The organism is Pseudoalteromonas spongiae UST010723-006 (genome assembly GCF_000238255.3).
Classification (GTDB): Bacteria; Pseudomonadota; Gammaproteobacteria; order Enterobacterales; family Alteromonadaceae; genus Pseudoalteromonas; species Pseudoalteromonas spongiae.
Genome location: NZ_CP011039.1, coordinates 189,216 through 215,875 on the forward strand (window position 1 = coordinate 189,216; position 26,660 = coordinate 215,875).

Annotated in this window: 26 protein-coding genes and 2 tRNA genes; 15 read left to right on the forward strand and 13 right to left on the reverse strand. The window is 40.6% G+C overall.

What is annotated here, in order from left to right; translation table 11 throughout:
- The first annotated feature begins 67 nt into the window (after positions 1 to 67).
- From PSPO_RS00905 to PSPO_RS00915, 3 genes are all read left to right on the forward strand, one after another.
- Complete coding sequence (locus PSPO_RS00905) at positions 68 to 682, forward strand: hypothetical protein (protein ID WP_021033050.1); 615 nt, start codon at positions 68 to 70, stop codon at positions 680 to 682.
- Positions 679 to 1,413, forward strand: a complete 735-nt coding sequence (locus tag PSPO_RS00910; RefSeq protein ID WP_010562206.1) for an oxygen-binding di-iron domain-containing protein — start codon at positions 679 to 681, stop codon at positions 1,411 to 1,413. Before PSPO_RS00905 ends, PSPO_RS00910 begins: the two co-directional genes overlap by 4 nt.
- A 204-nt stretch (positions 1,414 to 1,617) precedes the next feature.
- Complete coding sequence (locus PSPO_RS00915; RefSeq protein ID WP_010562205.1) at positions 1,618 to 1,953, forward strand: hypothetical protein; 336 nt, start codon at positions 1,618 to 1,620, stop codon at positions 1,951 to 1,953.
- A gap of 140 nt (positions 1,954 to 2,093) precedes the next feature.
- Here the strand turns inward: PSPO_RS00915 and PSPO_RS00920 are convergent, their stop codons facing one another.
- Positions 2,094 to 2,729 carry a hypothetical protein gene (locus PSPO_RS00920; RefSeq protein WP_010562204.1) on the reverse strand — a complete coding sequence of 212 codons (636 nt, stop codon included), beginning with the start codon at positions 2,727 to 2,729 and terminating at the stop codon, positions 2,094 to 2,096.
- 470 nt (positions 2,730 to 3,199) lie between these two features.
- On the opposite strand from PSPO_RS00920, the gene PSPO_RS00925 reads away from it, so the two are divergent.
- Together PSPO_RS00925 and PSPO_RS00930 are read left to right on the forward strand one after the other, a co-directional pair.
- Positions 3,200 to 5,059, forward strand: a complete 1,860-nt coding sequence (locus PSPO_RS00925) for a methyl-accepting chemotaxis protein (protein WP_010562203.1) — start codon at positions 3,200 to 3,202, stop codon at positions 5,057 to 5,059.
- 118 nt (positions 5,060 to 5,177) lie between these two features.
- Positions 5,178 to 5,954: a VOC family protein gene (locus tag PSPO_RS00930; RefSeq protein WP_010562202.1), complete on the forward strand. Its 777-nt coding sequence runs from the start codon at positions 5,178 to 5,180 to the stop codon at positions 5,952 to 5,954.
- A 20-nt stretch (positions 5,955 to 5,974) separates the two neighbouring features.
- Here PSPO_RS00930 and PSPO_RS00935 read toward each other — a convergent pair whose 3' ends face one another.
- Entirely contained in the window at positions 5,975 to 7,312 is a 1,338-nt protein-coding gene (locus PSPO_RS00935; RefSeq protein ID WP_010562201.1) for a PepSY-associated TM helix domain-containing protein, read from the reverse strand.
- Between the two features lie 205 nt (positions 7,313 to 7,517).
- Here PSPO_RS00935 and PSPO_RS00940 point away from each other — a divergent pair, with 205 nt between their 5' ends.
- Positions 7,518 to 9,614: a TonB-dependent siderophore receptor gene (locus PSPO_RS00940; RefSeq protein ID WP_010562200.1), complete on the forward strand. Its 2,097-nt coding sequence runs from the start codon at positions 7,518 to 7,520 to the stop codon at positions 9,612 to 9,614.
- Between the two features lie 130 nt (positions 9,615 to 9,744).
- Positions 9,745 to 10,410: an SDR family oxidoreductase gene (locus PSPO_RS00945; protein WP_010562199.1), complete on the forward strand. Its 666-nt coding sequence runs from the start codon at positions 9,745 to 9,747 to the stop codon at positions 10,408 to 10,410.
- Position 10,411: 1 nt separating this feature from the next.
- Here the strand turns inward: PSPO_RS00945 and PSPO_RS00950 are convergent, their stop codons facing one another.
- Together PSPO_RS00950 and PSPO_RS00955 are read right to left on the reverse strand one after the other, a co-directional pair.
- Positions 10,412 to 12,301, reverse strand: a complete 1,890-nt coding sequence (locus tag PSPO_RS00950) for a M48 family metallopeptidase (RefSeq protein ID WP_010562198.1) — start codon at positions 12,299 to 12,301, stop codon at positions 10,412 to 10,414.
- A gap of 3 nt (positions 12,302 to 12,304) precedes the next feature.
- Positions 12,305 to 12,919 (reverse strand): LemA family protein, encoded by a 615-nt coding sequence (locus PSPO_RS00955; protein WP_010562197.1) that lies wholly within the window; start codon positions 12,917 to 12,919, stop codon positions 12,305 to 12,307.
- A gap of 113 nt (positions 12,920 to 13,032) precedes the next feature.
- On the opposite strand from PSPO_RS00955, the gene PSPO_RS00960 reads away from it, so the two are divergent.
- The 4 genes from PSPO_RS00960 (at position 13,033) to PSPO_RS00975 (ending at position 17,024) form a co-directional block, all read left to right on the forward strand.
- On the forward strand, positions 13,033 to 13,410 hold the full coding sequence (locus PSPO_RS00960; protein WP_010562196.1) for a C-type lectin-like domain-containing protein: 378 nt from the start codon (positions 13,033 to 13,035) through the stop codon (positions 13,408 to 13,410).
- Positions 13,411 to 15,741, forward strand: a complete 2,331-nt coding sequence (locus tag PSPO_RS00965; RefSeq protein ID WP_010562195.1) for a fatty acid cis/trans isomerase — start codon at positions 13,411 to 13,413, stop codon at positions 15,739 to 15,741.
- Between the two features lie 116 nt (positions 15,742 to 15,857).
- Positions 15,858 to 16,358: a hypothetical protein gene (locus PSPO_RS00970; protein WP_010562194.1), complete on the forward strand. Its 501-nt coding sequence runs from the start codon at positions 15,858 to 15,860 to the stop codon at positions 16,356 to 16,358.
- A gap of 45 nt (positions 16,359 to 16,403) precedes the next feature.
- Positions 16,404 to 17,024: a dUTP diphosphatase gene (locus tag PSPO_RS00975; protein WP_010562193.1), complete on the forward strand. Its 621-nt coding sequence runs from the start codon at positions 16,404 to 16,406 to the stop codon at positions 17,022 to 17,024.
- Positions 17,025 to 17,081: 57 nt separating this feature from the next.
- Here the strand turns inward: PSPO_RS00975 and yrfG are convergent, their stop codons facing one another.
- Entirely contained in the window at positions 17,082 to 17,738 is a 657-nt protein-coding gene (yrfG, locus tag PSPO_RS00980) for a GMP/IMP nucleotidase (RefSeq protein WP_010562192.1), read from the reverse strand.
- A 60-nt stretch (positions 17,739 to 17,798) separates the two neighbouring features.
- On the opposite strand from yrfG, the gene nudE reads away from it, so the two are divergent.
- The 4 genes from nudE to PSPO_RS01000 all read left to right on the forward strand — a co-directional run bounded on the left by nudE (position 17,799) and on the right by PSPO_RS01000 (position 19,498).
- Positions 17,799 to 18,353 carry an ADP compounds hydrolase NudE gene (nudE, locus tag PSPO_RS00985; protein WP_010562191.1) on the forward strand — a complete coding sequence of 185 codons (555 nt, stop codon included), beginning with the start codon at positions 17,799 to 17,801 and terminating at the stop codon, positions 18,351 to 18,353.
- A gap of 21 nt (positions 18,354 to 18,374) precedes the next feature.
- A complete protein-coding gene (gene cysQ / locus PSPO_RS00990; RefSeq protein ID WP_010562190.1) occupies positions 18,375 to 19,166 on the forward strand; it encodes a 3'(2'),5'-bisphosphate nucleotidase CysQ in 792 nt (263 codons plus the stop codon).
- A 105-nt stretch (positions 19,167 to 19,271) separates the two neighbouring features.
- Positions 19,272 to 19,348: transfer RNA gene (locus PSPO_RS00995), tRNA-Met, on the forward strand.
- Between the two features lie 73 nt (positions 19,349 to 19,421).
- Positions 19,422 to 19,498 (forward strand) — tRNA-Met (locus PSPO_RS01000).
- 253 nt (positions 19,499 to 19,751) lie between these two features.
- Here the strand turns inward: PSPO_RS01000 and PSPO_RS01005 are convergent.
- The 8 genes from PSPO_RS01005 to PSPO_RS01040 all read right to left on the reverse strand — a co-directional run bounded on the left by PSPO_RS01005 (position 19,752) and on the right by PSPO_RS01040 (position 26,651).
- Positions 19,752 to 20,144 carry a GNAT family N-acetyltransferase gene (locus PSPO_RS01005; protein WP_338050336.1) on the reverse strand — a complete coding sequence of 131 codons (393 nt, stop codon included), beginning with the start codon at positions 20,142 to 20,144 and terminating at the stop codon, positions 19,752 to 19,754.
- A 72-nt stretch (positions 20,145 to 20,216) separates the two neighbouring features.
- The gene (locus PSPO_RS01010) at positions 20,217 to 20,819 is read right to left on the reverse strand and encodes a DNA-J related domain-containing protein (RefSeq protein ID WP_010562188.1); all 603 of its coding nucleotides are present in this window, start codon (positions 20,817 to 20,819) and stop codon (positions 20,217 to 20,219) included.
- A gap of 71 nt (positions 20,820 to 20,890) precedes the next feature.
- A complete protein-coding gene (locus PSPO_RS01015; protein ID WP_010562187.1) occupies positions 20,891 to 22,096 on the reverse strand; it encodes a dipeptidase in 1,206 nt (401 codons plus the stop codon).
- 147 nt (positions 22,097 to 22,243) lie between these two features.
- Positions 22,244 to 22,477 carry a YheU family protein gene (locus PSPO_RS01020; RefSeq protein ID WP_010562186.1) on the reverse strand — a complete coding sequence of 78 codons (234 nt, stop codon included), beginning with the start codon at positions 22,475 to 22,477 and terminating at the stop codon, positions 22,244 to 22,246.
- Positions 22,474 to 23,460 carry a hydrolase gene (locus PSPO_RS01025; RefSeq protein ID WP_010562185.1) on the reverse strand — a complete coding sequence of 329 codons (987 nt, stop codon included), beginning with the start codon at positions 23,458 to 23,460 and terminating at the stop codon, positions 22,474 to 22,476. Before PSPO_RS01025 ends, PSPO_RS01020 begins: the two co-directional genes overlap by 4 nt.
- Before the next feature lie 570 nt (positions 23,461 to 24,030).
- Positions 24,031 to 24,174, reverse strand: coding sequence for a DUF3149 domain-containing protein (locus PSPO_RS21850; protein ID WP_010562184.1), 144 nt, complete (start codon positions 24,172 to 24,174; stop codon positions 24,031 to 24,033).
- A 97-nt stretch (positions 24,175 to 24,271) separates the two neighbouring features.
- A complete protein-coding gene (locus PSPO_RS01035; protein WP_084616606.1) occupies positions 24,272 to 24,805 on the reverse strand; it encodes a TIGR02444 family protein in 534 nt (177 codons plus the stop codon).
- A complete protein-coding gene (locus PSPO_RS01040; protein ID WP_010562182.1) occupies positions 24,723 to 26,651 on the reverse strand; it encodes an ATP-binding cassette domain-containing protein in 1,929 nt (642 codons plus the stop codon). Before PSPO_RS01040 ends, PSPO_RS01035 begins: the two co-directional genes overlap by 83 nt.
- Positions 26,652 to 26,660 lie beyond the last annotated feature (9 nt).

Below are 26,660 nucleotides of genomic sequence, written 5' to 3' on the forward strand. Positions count from 1 at the left end.
TTTTCTCGGCAAAATTCTTTTTTATTTCCTATATTTGAAAGTACTTACTTGAGCGTTAAATATCTCTATGGATAGCATCAAAAAACATCCGGAAATAAAGTGTTTTGTTACCGTGGCGACAATTGTGGCACAACTAGAAGTGATTTTGACTGAAGCAAAAAGCTTATCGCTTACCTCCAAAAACGCCAGAGTTGTCGCAATTAGAGCGGGGGAGGCTGCTTTAGGCTTCAAATCGATCACCAATTTTATCAACGAATTTTCCGCGCGCACCATTCAAACAACAGAACATATTAATCTACACGCTAGCCAGTTGTTTCGGCTCGCGTTACATCATTTGCGCGCTAGTCAATTCGAGCAGCATCTAGCTATTAGCCTTTCATTGCTTGATCATCCACAAAGTCGCGCATTACATCACAAGGCGGCAGGGCAAGTGAAAGATGCGATGACAGCGCTTAAACATGAGCTGCAAAACTTACAGTGGCAATTTGAAGAAATAGAACAACAAATGCGCGCAGCCGAATACATCGCAGTGACGTCGCGCGTAGAAGCATCACAGGCAGGTGAGTTTTGTGCCAGTTTGGAATCTGTTTCAGACTATATAAGCTCCGCAGCAATGCGTATTAAAGGCGCGATAGAGACTAACCTCAGCACACTCGATGAGTTAGAAAGGGTATTTAAATGAAATCGACCGATTTATACCAAGGTAAACATCACAAATGGATTGTGTTTGGCCGCGATCAGGGAAAATCAGAAAAAATAATTGATACCAACCAATATATGATTGTGACCAACCAGCAAACCATGTTGTTAGATCCGGGTGGCATAGAGCTATTTTCTGCGATGTTGGCTGGCATATTAAGTCATACTGAACTCGAAAAAGTGACCACCTTATTTGCATCACATCAAGACCCAGATATCATTTCATCACTGGGTTTATGGGATAAAACTATTCCAAATGCCAAGCTATACGCGCCTTGGCTGTGGGAAGGGTTTATTCGCCACTTTGGTATGGATAATATTGAATACAAGTCGATCCCTGATGAAGGGCAAGAATTGCGCTTAGATGGTGTGACGTTTCGTTTTATTCCAGCCCATTTTTTACATTCCTCGGGTAACTTTCATGTTTATGATGCTGAAGCCAAAATCCTGATGAGTGGTGATATTGGCGCTGCGCTTGAAGAGCCAGATGCCCCCATGTTTGTTGAAGACTTTGCCAAACACGCCGATAAAATGCGTTATTTTCACCAGCGCTGGATGCCGTCTAATAGCGCGAAAAAGAACTGGATTGCGCGCGTACGTGAACTTGATATAGACCTGATGGCGCCACAGCACGGGCGGATCTTTAAAGGTGAGGCAGTACAAGAGTTTCTTGAGTGGTTTGATAATTTGGAAGTTGGTATAGTGAATTCGTAAGTTGATAACTTGAGCTCACAGTTAAAAACATTCTAAATTGCTGATAAATTATAATAAAACTTATGTAAGCGCTTATCTTATGCTTTTTGAAATTGCCTTTTGTGTTAGTTAATTTGGGATTCATTGCGAACCAGCATAATGAGTAATGCGTAAATTAAAACGTAATGTGTTTTTGAGTTCAGGAATACGATTAAAGGAAACGGTATGACAAGGGTTTTAGTTGGATTAGCTGTATTGTTTGCATCATTGGCATTACATGCAAAAGACCAAGGAAAAGTACAAGCGCTGTATGATTTTGACCATAAAGTGCATTATCGCCAAACACAGTTGGCTGATAACAAATACAAGCTGTCTATTCGAGAAGGCAGTTATCAAGAGTTTGCTAAGCAATCTGTATTTATGTTGCGCCACAGCGCAGCGCTGTGTAAAAGCGATAAATTTAATCTTAAGTTTGTGTCGGGAATTCAAGCGTTTGAAAAATTCCCAACAGAGCCTAGAGCAAATCCAGGCCCATTAGTCGCTGAGTTAACCTGTAGCTAATTATGCAAGTGAAATAACGAATATGCTAATAGCGTTAAAGTTTTCGATGTAGATTAACTACATACGAAAATTCTACTTTGTTAGCTTTTCATCATCTCGCGTTATTTCCGATTACGTAACTAGCATTATGGGTATCGCTGTTAATCTTGATAGCCCCATGGCGCAGCAGGTGGTGTAATGGGGTTAGTTAAATCAAAGTCTACTCTAAACTCGCGCCCTTCACGTACTAAGCGATAGGTATATGTCTCTGGGTAAATGAAAATCTGCCATGTATTTCCATTCGATTGTGGAATTCCTTGTTTTACAAATAACTCTTTTGAGTATTGATCGGCAGGAAAAGATTGTGCGTGCTGCCAGCCAGCATCAACCGTATGGCCGCCATACATAGTTGATACATCGTACTCACCGTTACTCATACGGTGATCGTGCTTCAAACTTAAGCCAGAACCAGTTTTGGTAATAATCCATGTGCGTGATGCATCGTCACCAACATGAAATGGAATTTGTAGTTCAGTATCACTGCATTTACGCACGTGCATTACTAGTTTTTTACCGCTGAAAGAACCATTATCTTGGTTATCAACCGTTACTTTCCCTTGGTATGCTTTACCGCAATGAGCGCGTAATTTATCGAAAAAAGCGTCGTGGCTAGCAATACTAACTTGTGGTGCTGGTTTGACTACCGTTGGGCCGAGGTTTTTTGCGCTGCTCGCTGCAAGTGCTGAGGCAGGTATTAAGCTGCTAATGAGTGCAGCGAAAGCAAATTTATATTTCATCGTGTAATTCCATATTTCTATTTGGTAGCCCAGGGGGAGCTGTAAATTAAGTTATGAGGTGATCTTTCGTAACGCTGTGGAAAAGTACACTTGTAGATAGCACAGCAAAGATCAACTGCATCTAGCATAACATTCATTTAGCATAACAAAAGTGTGTTGAGATGAGGTTAACGATGTTCACTATGATGAAGCTAGCAAAATAGCAAAATAGCAAAATAGCAAAATAGCATTAGTTAAAGTTATTTTTATTTGTTGCATTTGCAACATAGGTGTTTGATTCAAAAATAAGTTTTTTAAAAACGGGTTGTGTTGTGTCTAATTTCGGTATTAAATGGTGTCAAGTAAACAAATGTTACAATTTTTCTAAAGCTATGCTGTTTTTAGTCGACAACATATATGCGTTAGAACAATAAATTGTCTAATCAAGCCGTATACAATTTCCCCACCGTCACTGAAGTTTAGAGGTAAAAATGTTTCAAGCCATAAAAATTAAAACTAAGTTGCAAATCCTTTCAGGGGTCGCGGTAGTTTCAATGGCTGCTCTCACGTTATTAAATGTTTATATTGCAGGGAAGAAGCAAGTATTAGTGGATGCTACAGAAGATTTAATCGCTACTGAGCGTGCTGTCGCAGATACATTGCGTATTGAAGTTAAATTTTTGGAAAAACCTGCATCAGGTTTCCGCCAAGAATTGGTAAATCGAGTCGATGAAGCTGAGTCGGCCTTAACTAAACTACAACAAAAACTATCTAGATTTGATGTAACTTCACGCGCGCTTGCTGATACAAAAGAAATGTTGTCGTCGCTAGAGCGTGATTTTGTCAATTTAGATGAACTGTATATTGAGTATGGTTACAACCAAAATGCGGGTCTGCGCAAAGAACTACGCGGTGCCGTTCATAAATTAGAAGAACAAGCAAAAGCGACTAATCGTCTTGATGTGAGTGTGTTAGTGCTGCAACTTCGCCGAAGTGAAAAAGATTTCATTATGCGAGGCGACAAGAAATACATTGCGCGTATCAACAGTACAGTTGCTGAGTTAGAAAAGCTGCTACTTATCAGCAATGATAGAAATTTAATCAGCTTATTAAAGCAGTATCAAAATGCCTTTCTAAAAGCGTCTGAGCGTTATCTTGCAATTGGCTTTAACCAAACAACAGGTTTAAAGAGCCAAGTTGCAGAAACCGAAGATAAGCTAAAAACATCACTTGAAGCGCTAGGGGTTGAGTTAGAAGCTATTCAAGAAGATATCTATGCAGATGCTAAAGTGCAGCAAATTGCATTGAGTTTAATTTTGGCATTCGCATTAGTTGGCTTTTTATTTACCATCACACGCTCTGTTACAACGTCAATTGATAGTGTTATTAAAGATATTGACCGCATTGCGCATTCGGGTGACTTGTCGATTAAGGTTCGCAAACACGGTAATGATGAATTGGCGATGTTGGCCGATAGTGTGAATGAATTGATGGCGAAGTTTTTATCCGTACTACAAACCATTCATCACTCGGTTGAAATTGTGAATACTGAATCGACTCGTGTTGCGCAAGTAGTGGAATCGAGTGGTCAACAACTGGTTCAGCAAAAATCGGAAGTTGAAACGGTAGCAAGTGCGGTAACTGAAATGGGTGCAGTTGCGCATGATATTGCCATAAATGCTGAAACAACCTCAAACCGCGTGGATACAGTTTCACAAAATGCGACGATTGGACAGAAGCAAATCGAAACAACCGTTGATCAAATGACTTTGTTGAGTAATCAGTTGGTTGAATCGGCTGAGCAGGTTAATTTACTGCGTGAAAAGAGCAATGCAATTAATGCTGTGATGGAAGTAATTCGCGGTATTGCTGAGCAAACTAACTTACTTGCATTAAATGCAGCTATTGAAGCAGCGCGTGCGGGTGAGCAAGGTCGAGGTTTCGCGGTTGTTGCGGATGAAGTTCGCTCTCTTGCAGTGAAAACCCAAGAATCAACACAAGAAATTACGCAGATCATTACCGACTTGCAATCAAGCACTGCGAACATTGTAGACAGTATTGAATTGTGTAAATCGCAAGGTTTAGAAACGGCTGAGCAAACGGATAAAGCGGGTAAAGCGTTCGCTGAAATTATTGCCGATATTCAGGAAATCTCAGAGATGACGTCAACCATTGCGGTGGCGGTTGAGCAGCAATCTACTGTGGCACAAGAGATAAACCAAAATATTGTACAAATCAGCGACTATGCAGATGAATTAGCAAATAGTTCACTGGCTAACTCTGAAGCCTCAAATCAGGTTTCACATCAAGCTGATGAGCTCGATAATGCGATAAAGTGGTTTAAAATTTAACTACAAAATTAAATGGTTAGAGTAAAAGCGAGGTTAGTAATAGCCTCGCTTTTTTATTGCTTTTTAGAATATCTTGGTTAACTTTAATACAGAGCTGACAAACAATAAGGAAAAAGACATGGCAAGTTACACTAAGCACCAAGCTGGCACATTTTGCTGGACGGAATTATGCTCTCGCGATTGGGCATCAGCGAAAGCATTTTATACTCAACTATTTGACTGGCAACATGATGATCAGCCGATAGGTGATGATTTGTATTACACCATGCTGCAACTTAATGGCAAAGATATTGGTGCTATGTACCAAATGGAAGCAGAGCGTTTAGAGCAGAAAGTACCAAGTCATTGGCTAAATTATATTGCGGTAGATAATGTTGATGAAACGGTTGAGAAAGCTAAGCAAGCAGGTGCACGTGTAATTGCTGGCCCCCATGATGTTATGGATGCAGGGCGCATGGCGATGTTCTTTGAGCCGAACGGGGCGATGTTTGCGATATGGCAAGGTAATCAGCATTGTGGTTCACAAATCAAAAACGAAGCGCGCAGTGTATGTTGGAACGAGCTTGCATCAAAAGACGCAGAGGCAAGTAGACAGTTTTATTCATCTGTATTCGGCTGGCAATATAAAGTTGAAGATATGGATGGTATGCCATACACCATTTTTACGTTAGGTGATGAAGAAGTGGCGGGCATGCTGGAAATGAATGAAGAGTGGGGCGATATGCCAGCACACTGGATGACTTACTTCCAAGTAACCAATTGTGATGAAACCTTAGCAAAAGTCGAGGAGCTGGGTGGTACCGTATGCGTACCTGCAACCGACGTGCCCAATGTTGGTCGTTTTAGTGTGATCAACGACCCACAAGGCGGGTTTTTATCTGTGATTGAAATGTAGTTCAGTAGCATTACGTTATATCAACTAAATGTTTTTAGTTGATATAACGATTTGGTATCTGTAAAACATACGCAAAGTAGCGATTTAATCCAAAACGAAATAATAGCAAGCGTCACTATAATCCAAACCGACAAGAATAAAAGTGAGCCACTTGGTAAATTTGGTGCTTGCCCTGCAACGCCATAGCTCATAATGGTTTTGTAAGCATAATATCCAATCAAACTGAGTAAACAGCAGCTAACTAATAATGACGTTTTAACCCCTTGCTGTGATTCTTTTCGTCTTAATTTGCTTTGTCGTTTTACATACATGTAGCTACCGCTGAGTGATAAAAATGATAACGCAATACCACAAAAAAACCATGCTAATTTAACCCACAAACCAGCAAAATTGCCAAAATGAAGAGGATCTGCAGTATCAGATAAACGCCAATAGAACCCTTGGCTTGATGCTGTTTGGTTATAAACAACTTCACCACTGTATGGATTAATGTAAAGCTTATTGGCACGATCGCGTACTAAGATATCATCTGATTGCCCCTCAACATAAAAGTAACCACCAGAGAATCTCATCGCCCTAATATCTAAATCAGGCCGTGCATTTTGAGCTATTTTTTCTAGCGTAACAATTGATAAGGGTTGCGTATTTTGCGCTTCTAACTCGGCTATAGGGTTGATGGCGAAGTTACCAACATCTGTAAATGCAGTTTTGCCATCGACTAAGTCCATGCGTACAAATTCGTACAAGTACCAAATACTAGTCAGCGAAATTATTACGGCGAACCATAAACTCCAAACACCAGAAAATTTATGCAAACTGGCTAGTTTTGCGCGGCTATCGCCATTCCATGAAAGTTGTAGCCACTTTTTCCACCATCCTTGATATAGATAAACGGCACTTACGGTTGAGAAACATAAGGGTAATGCAAAAATAAGTACCAAATAGTACGAGACGATACTATCGAATATGCCGAAAAAATGCATATGAAAGTCACGAAAGAAACGTTGAATATTTAAAAAGCTAGTGGCTCCGGTAACTTCTCCATTAACGGGGTCAACGTAAACATGTTGCCAAGGTTTACCTTTGAATCTAACGACAAAATCGTGTGCAAAATAAGGTTCACCTGAAGAAAATGCAATACCTATTTGCGCGTTTGGAAACTGTGTTTGAACCTTTTGATAGGCTTCGCCTAAGCTAACATTATGAGCTTGTGGCTGTGCTCTAACCTTGCTATCAAATAGCCAATCTAACTCATATGAAATGGTTGCAAAAGCGCCAGTCCAGCAGATAAAAAACAATATTAGACCAAACCACACGCCGCTTAGACTATGCCAGTTAAACCATTGCTTTTTTGTCATTAAGTAATCTTCCTTGCATTCTTAAAGCGACGTTTAATAATGTTTGGTTTGTTGTGAAATAACCCGATTTGTATTTTTTCGATTTATTACACTTACTCGCAATAAAACGAAGTTCACATAGTGTATCAATTTGAAATTTAAAGTATTGTAGTGATAATGATTTGCATTTACAATCTTGCGCGACGTTTTTTTATTAAGGATTAATATGAAGTTTAGTCGCCTAGCTTTGGCTGTATCAGCTATTTTAATGTTACCTCATATCGTATTTGCTAACGAACCGAGTGATACCAGCCAAAAAACTAAAAAAGATCTAAAAGACATAGAAGTAATTGAGATTTTAGGTCGAAGCTCGCAATCCACTTTCTCCGATTATAGCTATTCAGTAACGCGCACAGCAGCAGATATTTTAGAAATTCCCCAATCAATAAGTGCAGTAACAAAAGAAGTGATTCAAGACCAAGCTATGATGCGTCTTAATGACGTAACCCCTTTTGTTAGTGGCGCAAATGAATATTCTGTTTATGACGATATCACAATTCGCGGTTTTCGCAGTCAGGACGATCGTCGGGTTAACGGAATGCGAACTCATAATAACTTTTGGAACCAAACATTAATTGCCCACGTTGAGCGTGTTGAAGTAATTAAAGGACCTGCTTCTGCTGTTTTTGGTGATGCAAGTCCTGGTGGTACCGTTAATACCGTTACTAAAAAACCGCTTGCGGAAAGTCGTCATAGTATTAGTGCGCGTGTCGGTAGTTATTCAGATAAGTACATCGCATTAGATTCGACAGGGCAAATCGCTCACAGTGACGATTTATTGTATCGCTTTAACGGTGGTTATGAAGATTCAGACACATTTAGAGACAATATTTTCAATAAAAGTTTATTGCTCTCACCAAGCTTAACTTACTTACTTGGCCAAGACACAAAATTAAACTTTGAAGTAGTTTACTCTGATAGTAAAGGCTTACTTGACCGAGGGCAGCCAAATCTTAGGGGAGCGACCGACTTTTCAAAAATTCCTATGTCACTCTCGTCAAACCAGCCGGGTGATAAACTTGATACTACATCGCTTTCAGCAAGTTTGACGCTAGATCATCACTTTAATGATTATTGGTCACTCGGCTTTAAATACATGCATTTAGACAGTGAACAAAAATTAGTAGAGCACCGAGCTGCAACTTACATTGCCGATTCTGATTCTGTGTTTAATGTATGGTATACCGATCGCGATATTGATGCTGACTCAGATAATGTGACAGCATATGTAACCGGCAAACTATACACGGGCGATATCGAACACAATATTGTTGTAGGTGGTGATTATATTGATAATCATAAAGTTAATTCGCAAAGAATGAGCCGCTCAGCAGGGACTTTTGATATTTTGAATCCAACATATCAACAGCCTAATGTAGACAGTTACAACTTAGGTGATGTGTTTGAATTTGGTGGAGGGTTAACAAGTAATGGTTTATATATTCAAGACCATATTAAGTTTGAAGACTTGTCTATTCTTGCGAGTTTACGTCGTGAGGATTATAAACTAACAGACCTTAACGGCAACGAGAGTTCAGATAGCGATATTTTACCGCGCTTAGGTGTTGTATATAACCTGTCGTTAGACTCGAGTGTTTACGCTAGTTGGGTTACGGGTTTTGAACCGCCATCAACGTTTTTAAATACAGAGGAACAAGGTGGTCCATTTGGACCGATTGATAGTTATTTATACGAAGTCGGCTATAAAACAAAACTGTTTGATGAAAAAGTCTTACTAACAACGTCTTTGTATCAAATCACTAAACAAAATGTACTAGTGCAAGACTTAGAGCGTTCAACCGAGCTAGGATACCGAGTGTATCGCCAACGTGGTGAAGAACAAGCTAAGGGCTTTGAGTTTGATATAAACGGCCAAATCACCGAAGACTGGCTTGTAATTGCAAATTACGCCTACAACCGAGCAGAAATTACGGAAGATTCTGACCCTACGCTAATTGGTAAGCAAAAAGAAAATGCACCAAAGAATTCTGCGACTTTGTGGAGTAAATATACGCTTACTGACACATGGCAAATTGCTGGTGGTGCAACCTTTATTGATGAACGCAATACGTCAGACGACGCTGTATTACCTTCATACACGATCTTACAAGCAGGCGTTTATTTTACGCAACCAAAGTGGCAAGCTGCTTTATTAATTGACAACTTACTCGACAAAGATCATTGGACTGGTGGCTATTCTTACGGTCAGCTATTTCCAGGCGACCCAAGAACGGTAAGCTTAACAATGAACTACACTTGGTAACCAAATCATTAGGGGCTATTGGTTTTTGTTGCAAAAACAAACTTTAAAGATTAATAGACCCTAGACACACCTTGTATTTTGTCTAAAAGATACCAATGTCTATTAGTATCTTTTTTATTGGGAAAAAATTATGACACAACACGTGGTTATTACGGGCGCAAACCGTGGTATTGGGCTTGCGTTTGTTGAGCAATATATTGCACAAGGTTTTAATGTGACTGCTGTAGTGCGCACTGCAAGTGAAAAACTTAATGTAAGTGGCGCAAACGTGATTGAGGGAGTTGATGTTGCAAATGCAGATGATATTGCCAAACTTAAAACGCAACTTGGTGATCAAGCAATTGATATTCTAATAAATAATGCGGGGGTGTTTCATAATGAAAGCCTAAGCAATATGGATTTTTCGAACCTAGAGCAGCAAATTAATATTAATGCGGTTGCGCCAGTCCGCGTGACACATGCACTGCAATCAAACTTGCGTGCTGGCAGCAAAGTGGCAATGATCACAAGCCGTATGGGGTCAATTGAAGATAATGGCTCAGGCGCATATATTGGTTATCGCATGTCAAAAGCCGCGCTTAATGCCGCGAGTAAAAGTATGGCGATTGAACTTGCATCGCGTGATATTAGCCTAGCAATTTTACATCCAGGTTTTGTACAAACCGCAATGGTAGGGTTTGCTGGCGATATTTCCCCAGAGCTTGCTGCTAGTCGTTTAATTACGCGCATTGATGAGCTAAATTTAAATAACACAGGCACTTTTTGGCACTCGAATGGCGAAGTGTTGCCTTGGTAATTTAACGCTCTACCGGGCTGGGTAAATCAAGTAACAGCGCAAAGCTGTAAAGCATTGTTTGCTCCGCCTCGGTTAATTGATTATCCCATTTAGCTGTAAACTCGATAGCTTGCAAAAAAGCATTGCGATTTTTCAGTGGTAAACGAGTGAGTACAGCAAAAAACTGATGTGCGTGCTCAATATTAAACAGATTAAACTCAATTACCTCCAACCCTTCCATATTAAACTGCTGACACGTTGCTTTAAACGCTTGCTGTTGCTCATGTTCTGATTCGTGACCAATCGCTGCAATTAAACTCACAAAGTACCGCCATGCGAGAATCAGTTTTTTACTATTACGAGTGGTAACGGCAAGGGTACGTTTCGCTTTAGTGACTTGCATTAAGATAATTTCTAAATACAACCAAGTAATTAAATGCTGATTGCGTTGTTTGGTATTCGTTTTAGGCGATGGATTTTTTTGCTTAACAACTTGCCAGCACAACTCAGTGAAGTCGTGTTTTTGCTTTTCCCCTAGGCTGGTAAGACTTGGCGATGCTAACTCGATAAGTTGAAAGCGTTCGTTTTCAGATAGTTTAGCAAGTTCGCTTTCGGCGCAATCAAGGGTATATGCATCAACGTAGTGTGATGCTAATAAGCAATTTAGTTGTAAACTTCGTAACTCAAACTCGTCACTAATTAATAACAGAGGAATAAGTGTAAAACACGCGTAAGGGTCGTGTACTAAATGCGATAGTTTGTCTGATAAATGACTGGTATCGGCAGTGATGGTTTGATTGATGATAGGCGTGCTGTTTTCAGTTAAAAACTCGCGTGTTGCGCTTAATTGCATTGCTTGGTAGTTGGCAACACTCGGCCTTTCACGAAAACCGGCACTTGGCGGTTGCCAACTTGGGTCTAGCTTAGCAATTCGTTTAACAATTGGCGGATGAGTCGAAAATGAACTGACCCAAGGGGTTCTTATTTGATTAAAAAATAAATGGCTGTATTGATGAAAGTGAGCATTGCGATGGGGCTTTCGAAGTCCTGCGGCTACTTTTAGCGCATCTGCGAGCGCTGCTGGATTACGATTAAACTGACAGGCGCTGGCATCCGCTAGATATTCACGGCGACGGCAAATCGCAGCTTTAATAAAATCGGCCATTAATGTGCCAATATAGCCGTAACAAATAAGCATAAGTGCAATTACCAACTCCAAGCCACCAGAGCCTTTAGCGTTACCACGCCCCGCAGCGGCGGCTCGTTCGAGTATCCATTCACCGGCTAAACCGATAAAACTAATAGCAAAGGTAGCTGCAACCAATCGGTTATTCAGTTTTATATCGCCATTAACAATATGACTAAATTCATGGGCGACAACCGCTTGTAGTTCGTCACGGGTTAGTTTTTCAAGTGCACCTCGGGTTACCGTAATTACCGCATTATGGCTATTATGACCCGCCGCAAATGCGTTTACTTGGCTATGATGCAATTGTAGGTAAACGCGAGGTACTGTGGTACGTGCTGCTATTGCCATTTCTTCGACCACATTGAGCAATTGCTTTTCTAACGGATGAAAGGTGTTGGGCTGTATACGTGTTGCACCTAATTGCTCAGCAATTTTGCTGCCACCCGTACGCAGTTGGCGGTATTTATAAATGCCCGTAGTGAAAATAAGTATTGCAGTAATGAGTGCTGATGGAATATGCCATTGATATGGATTTTGTGCACGAAATACATCCCAACCTTGGTATAAAATAAGGTTTAGGTTACTGGCTATTCGGGCATCGAAAATAAGACCAAAAAACCATTGTGCAAGCAACACAATTAGGCCAACGGCAATACAAAATAAGCAAACCAGCATAGCGCTGGCACGCCGGTTTGCAGCTTGTTGCTGAAAAAAGTTTTTCATTAATTAAAGTTGTACAGAGGGGGCTTGTCGTATACTGGTTTTTTCTAGCTCTAACACGCTGGCATCATTTTTGTGGCCAAATTTAGCTGCGACTAAGTTGTTTGGAAAGCTTTGTTTGTAGGTGTTATATTGCATAACTTCATCGTTATAAGCCTGGCGTGCAAAGGCTATTTTATTTTCTGTTGAAACCAGCTCTTCATGTAAATCTTTTACTGTTTCATTGGCTTTTAATTCGGGGTAATCCTCAATAGTAATTTGTAAACCTGAAAGGGCCTGCGTTAAGGTGTTTTCAGCGTTAGCTAATTGTTTAATCAGTGCACCATTGTTTGGAGCTTGTTTTGCCTGCTCTAAACAACTTAACGCGGCATTTCGCGCTTTGGTGACTTGTTCAAGCGTACTGCTTTCATGTTTTAAGTAAGCTTGGCAGGTGTTGACTAAATTTGGGATTAAGTCATGACGTCGGTGTAGCTGCACATCAATTTGTGCAAAAGCGTTAATCACGTAATTGCGATACTTAACGAGTGTATTAAATATCACAATAACAAACACTGCTAATAACGCGAGTATAAGTAATAAAATACCAATAGTTGAGAAGAAGTTATCAATTACACTGGTCATTAAATTTCCTTGAGAAATGTCTCTAAATTGTCAACACAATGGCTAAAAGCGCCAAAAAATTCAACTATTTTGCTATCATATCGACAATTACCCAAATTTAATACGAGAACAATATGGCAGATGATACGCTAGCGACCGAAAATATAGATATTCCAGTGTTTTTTTTGGCGCCTGAGATGCCTATAACGCAAGACGCAGAACCTGCGTTTTTTGTTTCAGTGGCACTTACCGAAATGGTAATGGCTGAAATGTGCCAAAAAATTACCGATGAAGAGACACATACGGTATTTCTAACAGATTACGCGTTTAACGACGTAACAGCCGATTGGCAGCGTGCAGTGACAAATATTGAATCAGTGCAATTGCACCTTAAAAAAGGCCCGCAATTAGCGGTGATGGTTTGTAGCGAAAACGAGCAACAGTTTATTTCACCATGGTTGGAATTTGCTCCTGAGTTTGATTTAGGACTTGATGACGAGGACGTTGAGTAAATGAAAAAGTTCGTTGTTTTATTTTTCATAATTGTGGTTTCTGGCTGTACAGCTTTGGCGGTCAATAACTGGCATAACAAATATGGCAAACCTGCAGTAAAACAACGAATAGTTGCGCATCATAGCAGTGATGGGCACTTTTATCAGAGTGCGGTAAAACCCGTATTAGAAAGCCGTTGTGTGGTGTGTCACGGCTGTTATGATGCGCCTTGCCAGTTAAAGTTAACATCGGCAGCCGGTATTGATCGCGGCATTAGCAAAGAACTCGTTTACGATGGTACGCGATTAGTCGCAGCAAAGCCGCATCGATTATTTATTGATGCCGATTCAACGTCTGAATGGCGAGAACTTGGTTTTTCACCGGTTTTAAACGAATACCCCGAGTCACCTGCGAACAACCTTGCAGCAAGTTTGCTCTATAATACATTACTTGTAAAAAAATCAAACCCTTTGCCACAAGTGGCGCAGCTTGGTGATGAATATGATTTTTCGCTAGATAGAACGGCGACCTGTGCCAGCATTGAAAGCTATCAGCAAGTCGCTGAGCATCAACCATCACTGGGTATGCCATATGGTTTTCCTGCCATTGATGATAGTGAATTTAACGTGCTGCAGCATTGGTTAATGCAGGGCGCAAAAATGACCAATTTAGCGCCGGTGGATCAGTTTACTGCACAGCAGGTTGAAAAGTGGGAAGCATTTTTAAACCAAGCACCTGCTAAGCATCAACTTATGGCGCGCTATATTTATGAGCACTGGTTTTTAACAAATATTTATTTCAGTAACGCTAAAGAGCAGCATTTTTATAAGCTGGTGCGTTCGACAACACCACCGGGCGAACCAATTGATGTAATTGCAACACGCAGGCCATTTGATGAGCCAAATGTGGCGCGCGTGTATTATCGCTTACAGCGCAATCAAGCCAGCATATTGGCGAAAAACCATATTCCATTAGCACTGAATAACAAAGAGTTAGCGCGATTACATCAGCTGTTTATTGCAACCGATTATACCGTGTCGGAATTGCCTAGCTACGCAGTAGATGTTGCCTCCAACCCATTTAAAAGCTTTGCTCAGATCCCGACCGAAGTGAAATACCAATTTTTACTCGACCATTCTCAAACCATTATTATGGGCTTTATTAAAGGGCCGGTTTGTCGTGGCCAAGTGGCGCTAAATGTAATTAATGATCACTTTTGGGTGGCATTTGTTGAACCCAAACGTGTTGCCAATGCCAATATGGATGAGTTTTTTCATCAAGTAGATGATTTATTGGCAATGCCGGCAGAGGAACAAAGTAATGCGCTGCCAATTAGCAGTTGGGTTAAATATGCCAGATTACAAGCTAAGTTTTTAGCGCGCAAAACAGCGAAAATGAATGAGTCGTTTGCTGGTGGCAAAGGGCTTGATATGTCGCTGCTATGGCAAGGTGAAGGGCATAATGATAATGCCGCACTGACTATTTTCCGTCATTTTGATAGTGCCACTGTAGTTAAAGGGTTAGTTGGGCAAGCACCAAAAACCATGTGGGTACTTGATTACAGCTTATTTGAACGCATTCATTATTTGCTGGTGGCTGGATTTGATGTGTACGGTAACGTTGGGCATCAGTTGGTAACACGCCTATATATGGACTTTTTACGCATGGAAGGAGAGCAAAATTTCTTAGCGTTTTTGCCATTAGAAGAGCGTAAAAAATTACGTAATCATTGGTATCGAAAAGCGCCTAAAAATTTAGTTGAGCATTTAGAGTCTAATGCCCAGTTTAACCAAGAAACAGGCATTAAATATCAAACTAATGCGCCAAAGACGGAACTTTATAGCAATATTAAGCAGCACTTGTCAGCGGTGTTAAACACGCGACATGAGCTGGCAAATGATGAAATTAGCCAGGCACTTGGGGAGCTTAATTCGCTGCCAAATGCGGCAGTGCAGCAACTTGCACAAATCTCGTTTATTTTAGTTAAGCAACAAGGCCAGCATAAAGCCTTTAGTCTGCTGCATCATAATGCACACTTTAATATTTCAAGCTTACTTAATGAAGGTGCGCAGCGTGCACCGCGCGAAGACACAGCAAGTTTGGTAAATGGTTTTATTGGTGATTACCCTGCGGTGCTGTTTTATCTTGAGCAGCATCAGGTGAATGAGTTTGTAACGCAATTTAGCAAGGTGAAAACAGAGAAAGACTACATTCAGCTCAAAGCTCAGTTCGCAATTAGGCGTACACATCCCGATTTTTGGCGTTATAGCGACATTCTGCATAAAACAGCCAAACAGAATTTACAAATTGAATACGGAATCTTTGATTACAATCGTTTTGAGAACAAATAGTTAATCTGTTTTATTGGTTTTATCGTTGTGAAACTGATGTAAACAACATGCTAACACTTGATTTGTTCCTAAAAAATTTGGCAAAATCCTATAGTTCGTACTAGTTGAGAATAACAATGAAGATTTTACTAGCGATAAGCATTCTTTTATTACCTTTTTTTGCCCAAGCTGGGAAAGTTCAGCGTAAATGTTACAGTTCCGATGGCACCGTTAAATTCACAACACGTCGTTGCGGACCAGGTGAACGCGAAGAAATTGTTAACAGTGGTCAGTCACTTACACAGTTTGCTCAAAAAGCCAGCAATAATGTGAGCACTTTAGGTTCGGGATTAGATAACTCTGATCTGACTTATTTTTTAACGCAAAACTACTCACAAACTGCGTGGAGTGAAAATATTGTGCGCAGTTACCTTGAGCCTGAGCAGGCGGTTGTTGTGGTTGATACCTTTCGTATTTATAAGTTAGAGGAAATTTGTCAAGCCACTATGCAGTGGATTGATCGTTACCCACACTCTCGTTTTGATTTGTCATCAATGCGCCTTGAATTTAATACGGGTGAAACCTTTGATGCGCGTTATGTGAAGAAGTCACAATGTGATTTTGAGCTGAGACAGTAATCGCTTTTTGATACACTACGCCCAATTTAATTTTAGAGAAAGATTATGTCTGCCAATGTAAACAAAATTTGCACTATGCTAGAGATGCAAAACGCGATGAATACTAAAGTCCATGCCGAATGGTTTAATCAGGGATTTGAGTGGTATCGTGCGATTTGGGTTGAGTGTGCTGAAATGCTAGATCACTACGGTTGGAAGTGGTGGAAGAAACAAACACCTGACACTGAACAAGTAATTCTTGAGCTGGTAGATATTTTCCATTTTGGTTTATCGCTTCGAATCGATGGCGAAACAAGTTATCAAGAGTTAGCAGAGCAATTAACTGCTGAGCTAGAAAAGCCAACTCAAGCTGATGATTTTAAGCAAACACTTGAGCTACTTGCTGCAAGTGCCGTAGCAAACAAGACATTTGATGCGGCTGCATTTGCCGGGTGTATGGCGCAAATTGGCATGGATATCGACGATTTATATCGTGGTTATGTTGGTAAAAACACACTTAACTTTTTCCGCCAAGATCATGGCTATAAAGATGGCAGCTACATTAAAATGTGGAACGGTCAAGAAGATAACGAACACTTAGTTGAAGTAGTTAAATCACTCGACATTAATCAAGAAAACTTTGCTGAGCTGGTATACAAAGGCTTAGAGGCTCGCTACCCAGCGTAAGTTATAAAACAAATTAAAGAGTACAAAAAGGCCACTAATGTGGCCTTTTTTTATGAGTTAAGTTATTGGCAGTAAAGTGCGGTAGTCTTCAATTGATAAGTAGTTATCAATAGTGCGGGTTGCTTTGGTGGAATCTGGGTTTGCAACCGCAAGAAGATGTTTAATACCATACTGTTTTGCCGCATCAAGCACAGGCAAGCTGTCATCAACAAATAAAGTTCTGGTTTTATCAAAGCCAAGTTGTTGCTCCACTTGTTGCCACAAGCGCTGAGATTCTTTACTTACGCCAAACTCATGGGTTGAAATAAGCGCATCTAAATGCACATCAAAAGCTGTTTGTTCAATTTTGAGTGACAGGCTATCTGGATGCGCATTGGTCAGTAAAATAAGTTTTTTACCGGCCTCTTTAAGCGCTTTTAAAAAGTCAGGCACGTCTTCTCGAATGCTAATTAAGTGCTTAATTTCTTGCTTTAACTCGACAATTGGCAAATCGAGTTCCTGCTGCCAATAATCTAAGCAATACCACTGTATTTGTCCTTCCACTTGTTGGTATTTTTCTGACAGCTGTGCAAACGCTTGTTGTTTAGTGATACCGTGTTTTTCTGCAAGTTTTTGTGGGATTAGTTCAAGCCAATAATGGTTATCGAAATGAAGGTCTAATAATGTGCCGTCCATATCAAATAAAACGGTATCGATTTCCTGCCAATTTAACATAGGTTTTTTAGTTTAAAAGTTTTATTATAAATTTAGACTGTAGTTTAACAGAGTTTCAAGATGGCCGAGAATAAAGGATTAACACTCCCCCAAATTACAAACGTTACCGAGGTGTCGCACAGTAAATTATTTACGGTAGAAGCGATGGACTTAACGTTTTCAAATGGCGTTAAAAGGCAATATGAAAGGGTAAAAGGCGGGGGGCGAGGTGCGGTGCTTGTAGTGCCTGTGGATAGTGAAAATAATCTAATTTTAGTGCGAGAGTACTGTGCTGGTACCCATGACTATCAACTCGGGTTCCCAAAAGGTCTAATTGATCCTGGTGAAACTGCGGTGCAAGCTGGTAATCGTGAGCTAAAAGAAGAGGCTGGATTTGGTGCAAAGCAACTTGCTGAGCTAAAGTTAGTATCGTTAGCCCCGAGTTATTTTAACGCCAAAATGCACATATTGTTGGCGCAAGATTTATACCCCGAGAAGTTAGAAGGGGATGAACCTGAACCACTTGAAGTTATTAAGTGGCCATTAAGCGATTGGCAAACACTATTACAGCAAACCGACTTTACCGAAGCGCGCAGCGTTGCTGCACTATTATTAGCAAAACAGTATTTATCTTAATTTAATTTACAGTAGTACCGAATGAAAGAATTTATTGAGCCTTGTATTGAAATAGCGCGACAAGCAGGCGACGCTATTTTAGATGTATACCATCAAGATGACATTCAACTATGTGAAAAGTCAGATAACACGCCTGTAACAAAAGCAGATTTAGCGGCAAATGAGGTGCTATTAGCGGGTTTAAAAGCGCTAGCACCAAATATCCCGATTATGTCTGAAGAAACGCCAATTCCTGCGCTTTCAGACCGTGAATCGTGGCAGCGATACTGGCTGCTAGATCCGCTAGATGGCACAGGTGAGTTTGTGCTTAAAAGTGGTGACTTTGCAGTAAATATTGCGCTTGTTGAAAACAATAAACCGGTGTTTGGCGTTATTTTTTGGCCAACCGAAGGGGTTACATATTGGGCGATGCAAGGTGTTGGTTCATTTAAACGTGAAAATGGCGAAGATGTTCAGCTGCAAGTTCAAAAGCAATCTCAATTAAAGTTAGCTGTCAGTAGGCGACAAAATATTGCAACGGTAAGTCAGTACATTGACTCAGAGTTTGATACTTTGCCATTAGGTTCGTGCTCATTAAAAGCGTGTGCAATCGCTGAAGGACGTGCTGATGCTTTTATGCGAATAGGGCCAACTGGAGAGTGGGACACTGGCGCATCACAAATAATTGTGGAAATGGCAGGTGGTAAGCTTTTTGATGCGGAATTCAATCCTATTACCTATAACCAGCGCGAAACAACTGAAAACCCTGACTTTATTATTACGGGCGATCAAAGTTACCCTTGGCAAGAAATGATCAAACCGCATAAGCGTTGATGCTAATTTGAGCGGTTAAACAGTTTTTAAAAGAAAACACTTGCATAACTGTCATAAATCCTTATTATAGCGCCTCACTTAAGCAGCAAAGCTTAAGAATACAGGCGCGGGATGGAGCAGCCTGGTAGCTCGTCGGGCTCATAACCCGAAGGTCGTCGGTTCAAATCCGGCTCCCGCAACCAACTCTTTGGTAGCCAATTCCTTTAGAATGAATTAAAACTTCTAAGGCTTGTTCACATTCGTGAACCATTCTGACGCGGGATGGAGCAGCCTGGTAGCTCGTCGGGCTCATAACCCGAAGGTCGTCGGTTCAAATCCGGCTCCCGCAACCATTTCTTAATTCTCCCAATTTTTAAATCTTTATAAATAGTTTATTTCGCCCTACGGTCGTCGTTGGTGGCCAACGCGTATCATTTCCAGCTCCTTTAATCATTTCTTAATATTTCAACTTTTCAGTTTATTTAGATAGTTTTCTTCTCTAGAAATTACCCCTTTATATTTAACGCTTTTAGCTTTGCGGCAAATTATCATTAGCGCTTAATATCGCGTTAAGTTGAATTCAATAAGTCGTAAACTATTAATTTTCTATGAAATACCTTTCAAACAAAGCGTTAGTCTAAGCATATCTTTGTGCTGAATTCCATTTTCGAAAATTGGCTCAGGGTAGTTGTCTAAAAAGTGGTTTTTAATCACACTTTCAACACGAAACCCTAATTTTTGATAAAAGCTAAGTTGATGACCAAAAGTTCCAGTGCCTAATTCAATAATTTCAACGCCTTTGTATTTTATCTCGGCAATCGCATATGCCAGCAACTTAGAACCGATCCCCTGCGCTTGATGAGTTGGTTGCACCGCAATATTCATTAGTTCAATAGAGGTGTGTGAGCGTCGTTGAAAGATACAAGCAGCAGTTACAGTATTATCGATAACTGCGGCAAAGCAGATGCCATTTGCTAAATATGCCTGTACTTTTTCAATGCCTTGGGTCGGCTTCGAGTAAAAGAGCTAAAGGAAGCTTTTCAGGCTCAATGGGTATTAGCTGCATCAGAGTTACTTACTTTGCGTGAAATGTTTTACCAGTAACTGATAGGCATGGTTTGCTGTAATGTAGTCGCTAGTATGCTGGTTATTTTGTTTATCTGGATGTGATGCGAGTGCAATTTTATACCAAGCACGCTTTATCTGTTTCAAATTAGCGTCACGAGCTAAGCCAAGCGTGTTAAATGCAGTAGTTAAATCATCTGATGTTATTGTGCTATGTTCAGCGTAGTACTGCCAAAAGTTATCCAGTAACTTGTTTATTTCATCGTTTGAGATAGCGATATTGTTAAAGTCTAAATAATACTCTGAAAGCGCAGGGTTATGATTTGTGACTTGGTTTTCTTGATACTTAACAAGCTTTATATTGATTGATTCAATAATTAAACTATACCCTAACTCTTTTGCATCATGTTGAAGGTTGAATAGGGCATTCATTACCAGAAAGTTTTGCTTAAACAGGTTTTGCTCTGGGTTTGAATCTAGGGTGTGCAGTAGCTTTTGTTGCTTCAATTGGCTAAAAAGCGCGTTGAGTTTGCAATTCGAGCATTGCAAAAGCGTTACTAAAATAGCTTGTTGTAGTGTTAATGAGAGTGCTTCAAAGTTGCTATTCAAAATGTTCACTTCCTGTTTTAACACTTGCTGAGAAAGTCAGGCGACACAATGCCGCCTAACATTTGTAACCTTTAGTGCTTTTTAGCGTAGCTTTCGGCTTCGCGCCAAACACGCATTGTGTTACCGCCTAATAACTTAATAATATCTTTATCAGAGTAACCGCGATCTAATAAACCTTGCACTAGGTTAGGGTAGCTTGCTACGTCTTTCAAACCGATCGGCAGTGAGTCACCAACGCCGTCGTAGTCAGAACCAATACCAACGTAATCAATACCAATTAGTTTTACTACATGGTCAATATGATTCAGCACTTGCTCTAAACTTGCAAACGGGTATGGGTTTTTAGCACTGTATGCTTTTCTGAAATCTTTTACTTGTGAACTATTTTCGCCGAAAGTCTCTTTGGCCTGTTTACGTGCCGCTTTCATTTTATCGCCCCACGCACCCGCTGCAGAGGTTACAAAGCTTGAACCAAAGTTAATCTGAATAACACCGCCGTTTTCTTTGAGAGCAAGCAGCATTTTGTCATCCATATTGCGCTCAAAACCCGGTGTATATTTACGCAGTGATGAGTGCGATGCAATCACTGGCACTTCAGATAATTCCATAACCTGATAAAACGCATCGTCTGAAATATGCGAAACATCAATCAGCATGCCGATTTTATTCATTTCTTTTACTAGATCTTTGCCAAACGGGCTTAACCCCTTCCACTTACGACGAATATCATAGGACGAGTCAGAAATATGGTTGCTTTGTGAGTGCGCAAGGGTAATGTAACGCACACCACGGTCAAAGAAATGCTTTAGGTTTGCCATTTCCCCTTCCATTGGCGAGCCGTTTTCCATACCCATAGCAAGTGACATTAATCCTTGCTTAAACTGTGCTTCAACGTCGGCAGTACTGGTTGCAATAGCAAACTTATCCGGTGCACGTTGTGCTAATGCTTCCATGCCATCAATTAATTGATTGGCTAGTTGATAACTTTTCCCTTTGCCTTCAAATTCGAGGTTTGCTGGAATGTAAATCGACATAAAAGGCACATTTAAACCGCCTTTGACACCTCTAGGATAGTCAAAATCACCACCTTCCGTGGCTTTTGAGACATCATCCCATTTGTGGTAAATGCGGTAAGGTACATCGATATGGGTGTCGATTAATAAGTTCTCCTGTGCGAGTTTTACTGCTTTTTCTGATGCTGTGTATTGGGTTGCACCTGCTGTGAAGGTTGCCATTATGGCACTTGCGATTAAGCTTGTTTTTATTAGATATTTCATAGTGGATTCTGTGTCGTTGTTTTCTTTATTGTGCTTGCTTTAATGAGTAAAGCAATAGAATCGCGATAGAAATGTTGTGAGCTGTTGGTAATCGAAGTTGTGAATAAGAAAGTGAAAAGTTAAAAAATAGAAAAGGCGCTGCCTTTTCTATTCATAATCTGGGTGTGATTCAAAGTCACTGGCTGGCATAATATTAATTGTTTCGTGTAATTCAGAAAATACTAATACCGCTGTGCCAGTTTTGAGCTGTGCTCTCACTTGCTCAACTTTTAAGTTGAGTGCTGCCTCTTCTTCACCGTAGTCAGTGCCTTCTCGCAGAACAAATTCTTTAATTAAATTAGTCAGAGTATCTGGGTCAATTTGTTCAATCGGAACGATCATTTTAATTTGCCTAAAAGTTGTTGCTGGAAAAAATGGGGAACTTGCTGCTCTAGCCAAAAAATCGGCTTAAATGGGTTTTTACCGCTTATAAAGCCAACATGTCCACCTTGCTTGGAAACCATCAGTTTAACCGCGTTGCTTACGTCTTCTTTTTGCGGAATAGCTTCTTGTGACAACATAGGGTCATCTTTTGCATGAATCACTAAAGTGGGAGTTGTGATGCGTTTTAAATACTGTTTGCCGCTTGATTTTAGGTAGTAATCGGCCGCATCTATAAAACCATGTAATGGGGCTGTTACTTTGTTGTCGAATTCCCATAAATCGTAAATGTTTTCTAGTTGCTTTGCCGTTAAATTTATTGATTCTTTAATGTTATCAAGCTTTCTTGCTGTGGACTTTTTTAGCCTATCCAGTAAATATTTTTGATAAAGCTTAAAGCAACTTTTTTGAATCACTTTACATGATGACGCCAAGGCAAACGGGGCTGAAACAACGGCTGCGGCATCTAGCTGACATTCGTCTTCATACTCACCTAGGTACTTGGTTAATACATTGCCACCGAGTGAAAAGCCAACAGCCATTAATGGCTTATTTGGAAAGCGTTGCTTTAATATATTAACTAAAAAATGCAAATCGCTGGTTTCGCCGCTGTGATAGGCGCGTGCCTGCAAATTAGCTTTTTGTCCACAGTTTCTAAAGTGTAATAACACTACATCAAAACCGGCCAAAGTTAGGGCTTTCATCATGCCTTTAGCGTAGAAGCTATCAATATTTCCTTCTAAGCCATGCAGCACAATTGCTAATGGTTTGTCGTCGGCAGCAATATGCTGAGAACTCCATATCAGTTGCAGAAAGTCGTGATCGGGCGTAGTGATTTCTTCAATATTGTAATCAACGGTAAGGTTTGGGCGAAAAAAGCGCGGTAAAATGGTTTGTGCGTGCCGATTGGTCATCCACCAAGCTGGCTTAAAGTTTTGATCCATGGCTGTGTACAAAAGAAAAATATTTGTTCAGTGTATCATACCAATTCGCAATTATAATTATTCATTTTTAGGGACTGTTGACCTTTTAAGTTCGTTTTTGCAGCAGTTTGATTGGGTTTTATACAAGGCAGAGGCTGCGTGGCATAGTTATTCTATGTGAGCCAGCCGATAACACAGTATAAAAGCCAATCAAGCGCTGCCGAACGGTTCTTTTGAGCGCACTTTTCTCATTGTTGCTCGATATTCGCTTAGGTTGCTAGGCCACACATCGAGCGCCGCGATAAAAGCACGCTCAATGAGAACAAAAATAGAACAGCAAAGATCAACAGACCCTAGGCATTAAATCTGTTGCTAACCGCGTTAAAGTTTTTTATGTAGCGCAGCTTTATAGTGAAATGCTTGCCGTGCTACCAGCGCTTAAAATAGAGCGCTTAATTATCCAAATTGGTATTAGAAAAAATAAAGCACCAAACTAGTTGCCTAGTTTGATGCTTTAGTGCGTCGTGCTTAATTCTAACAGGGTTTTTCAAATGCCGGCCCAAGCCCACATTATCAAATTTATAAAACTGGTTATGACTCGCTAGGCTGATCGTTCTTAATCTTATTGATAAAGAAGCCTACGTAGAAAAGGCAAAGAACAATAACAACACCTAAAATGCCAAATGATAAAAAGAGCACAGGGTCCTGGAAAAAGTCTCTAAATAAATTGCTCATTGTGTTTCTCCTCTAACGTCAACACGAAAGAGAATAGAATAAGGTGAGCATAATGATCATGACTTAGATCAATATTTATCCCGCGTATTTACGCGTGTTACGCAAGTTGAGTTAATGTTTGATCTAGGTCAGTTTTTGGCACTGCTAAAATGCTTTCTAGGTAGTATTTAAGCGGGCAGGTGGGAGGCGAATCGTTTGCTGTTGCGCGATTAAAGGCGTCTACTAGCAATTGCTGTTCTTGTTTTTCAAGCTCTAACTCGGCATTGAGCATATGGGTTCGCAATGCTGAATAATTATCCATTGTTTGCAACGACTGTTTGAAGTTGGCTCGTATTTGGCGAAGCGGTTGCGTGTAGTTTTGGCTAAATTCCGTAACGTGTGCATGTAATACGGTAATGGTTGAGGTGCTTACGATTATGTTTTGATGCGATAGGTATTTAAGTAGTAAGCACAAATTGATATTGGCAGCGTATTTATCTTGCAGCTGTAAAAGCGCGCGGCTATGCGCGCTTTTGCTGTAATACTGCAAAGCAAACTGCCAGAGGTTGCTACTCTGCAAATTGGGCTGCAAAGTCAGCTTCCTCTTGTTCAAGTGTTTCGAGTTTTTCAAGCAGGCTTTCTTCAATCTCATTGAGCTGTGGCGCAAGTTTCGCCTGTTCCGCTAGCTGTTTATTAAGCTCTGCCTTATTTTCATCTTGATAGATGCTGGCGTCCGCAAGTGCGCTTTCAACGTTTTGCAGTGCATCACTAACTGTTTCTAACTGCTTTTCAAGTTTTTCAATTTCACGCTTTAATGGCTGCATTTGTTTTCTAAACTCAGCTTCAAGGCGTTTTTGCTCTTTGCGGTTTTGCACCTTGTTAGGTTTGCTTTCAACTGGCGCTATATCACTTTCAGGTGTTTTAGCAACGTCTTTGTTGGCAAGCCATGCGTAGTAATCTTCAATCTCGTAACCTAGTTGAGTTACTTGACCGCTATCCACTAAATAAAACTGATCTGAAGTGTTTTTTAATAAATGACGATCGTGCGATACCGTAACCATTGCCCCTTCAAACCCTTGCAGTGCCATTACGAGAGCATGACGCATTTCTAAATCTAAGTGGTTGGTTGGTTCATCGAGTAGCAAGATGTTAGGTTTTTGATACACCAATAATGCCAACACTAAACGCGCTTTTTCGCCACCAGAGAATGGCGCTACAGGCTCAAGGGCTTTGTCGCCATGAAACGCAAAGCAACCAAGAAAGTCTCTTAGTTCTTGCTCTGTCGCTTTGCTATCCAGACGTTGCAAATGCAAAATGGCCGATGCACTTGGGTCGAGCGATTCGAGTTGATGCTGCGCAAAGTAACCTATACGCAAGCCTTGGTGGTGCACAAATTCGCCTGATTGCGCGTTTAACTCGCCTGCTAATAATTTGATTAACGTTGATTTACCCGCGCCGTTTTTACCAAGTAGCGCAATGCGGCTACCTGGAACAAGGTTTAGTTTGATGTCTTGTAAAATGGTGACATCGCCATAACCCGCTTTCACTTTTTCTAAAGAAATAAGTGGGTTTGGTAAGCTAGGTGGCTCTTTAAAACTAAAGTTAAATGGCGAGTCGATATGTGCTGGCGCCAGTTTTTCCATTCGCTCGAGTGCTTTAACACGACTTTGCGCTTGTTTGGCTTTGCTGGCTTTGGCCTTAAAGCGGCGAATAAAGTTTTCTAAGTGTGCTATTTGTTCTTGTTGCTTTTCAAAGTTACTTTGCTGCTGAGCTAGTTTTTCAGCCTTAATACGCTCAAACTGGCTATAGTTACCTTTGTAAGTGTGAATTTGCTGCTGATAAACGTGCCAGATTTCGCCGACAATGGCGTCTAAGAATTCACGGTCGTGTGATATTAGCACTAATGTACCTGGGTAGGTTTTCAAAAACTTTTCTAGCCAGTAAACCGCATCTAAATCTAAGTGGTTGGTTGGCTCATCCAGCAGTAATAAATCTGCTTCTTGTAATAACGCTTGGGCAAGGTTTAAGCGCATGCGCCAACCACCCGAAAATGATTTTACCGGCAGAGATATTTGCTGCTGCGAAAAGCCTAAACCATGCAGTAACTCACCCGCTTTGGCCTCAATGTGATAGGCCTGTAGTTCTTCTAAAGCAAGGTGAAGCTCAGCTTGTTTTGCCCCGTCGTTGGTACGTTCGGCTACATGAAGTTGCTCTCGCAGTGCGTAATACTCTTCGTACCCTTGCAGCACATACTCTAGTGCTGAAATATCTAATCCGGGCGTTTCTTGTTTTACTGATGCAATACGCCACTCTTTAGGAATACTACATTCGCCCATATCTGGTGATAGCTCATTGCGAATAAGTGCAAACAGGCTTGATTTACCACAGCCATTATTGCCAACAAGACCTACTTTGTGGCCCGCAAATAAGGTTGCATTGGTATTTTTTAATAGTGGCTTGCCACCACGCAGTAATTCTAGATTAGAGATTTGAATCATTTAGTAAGC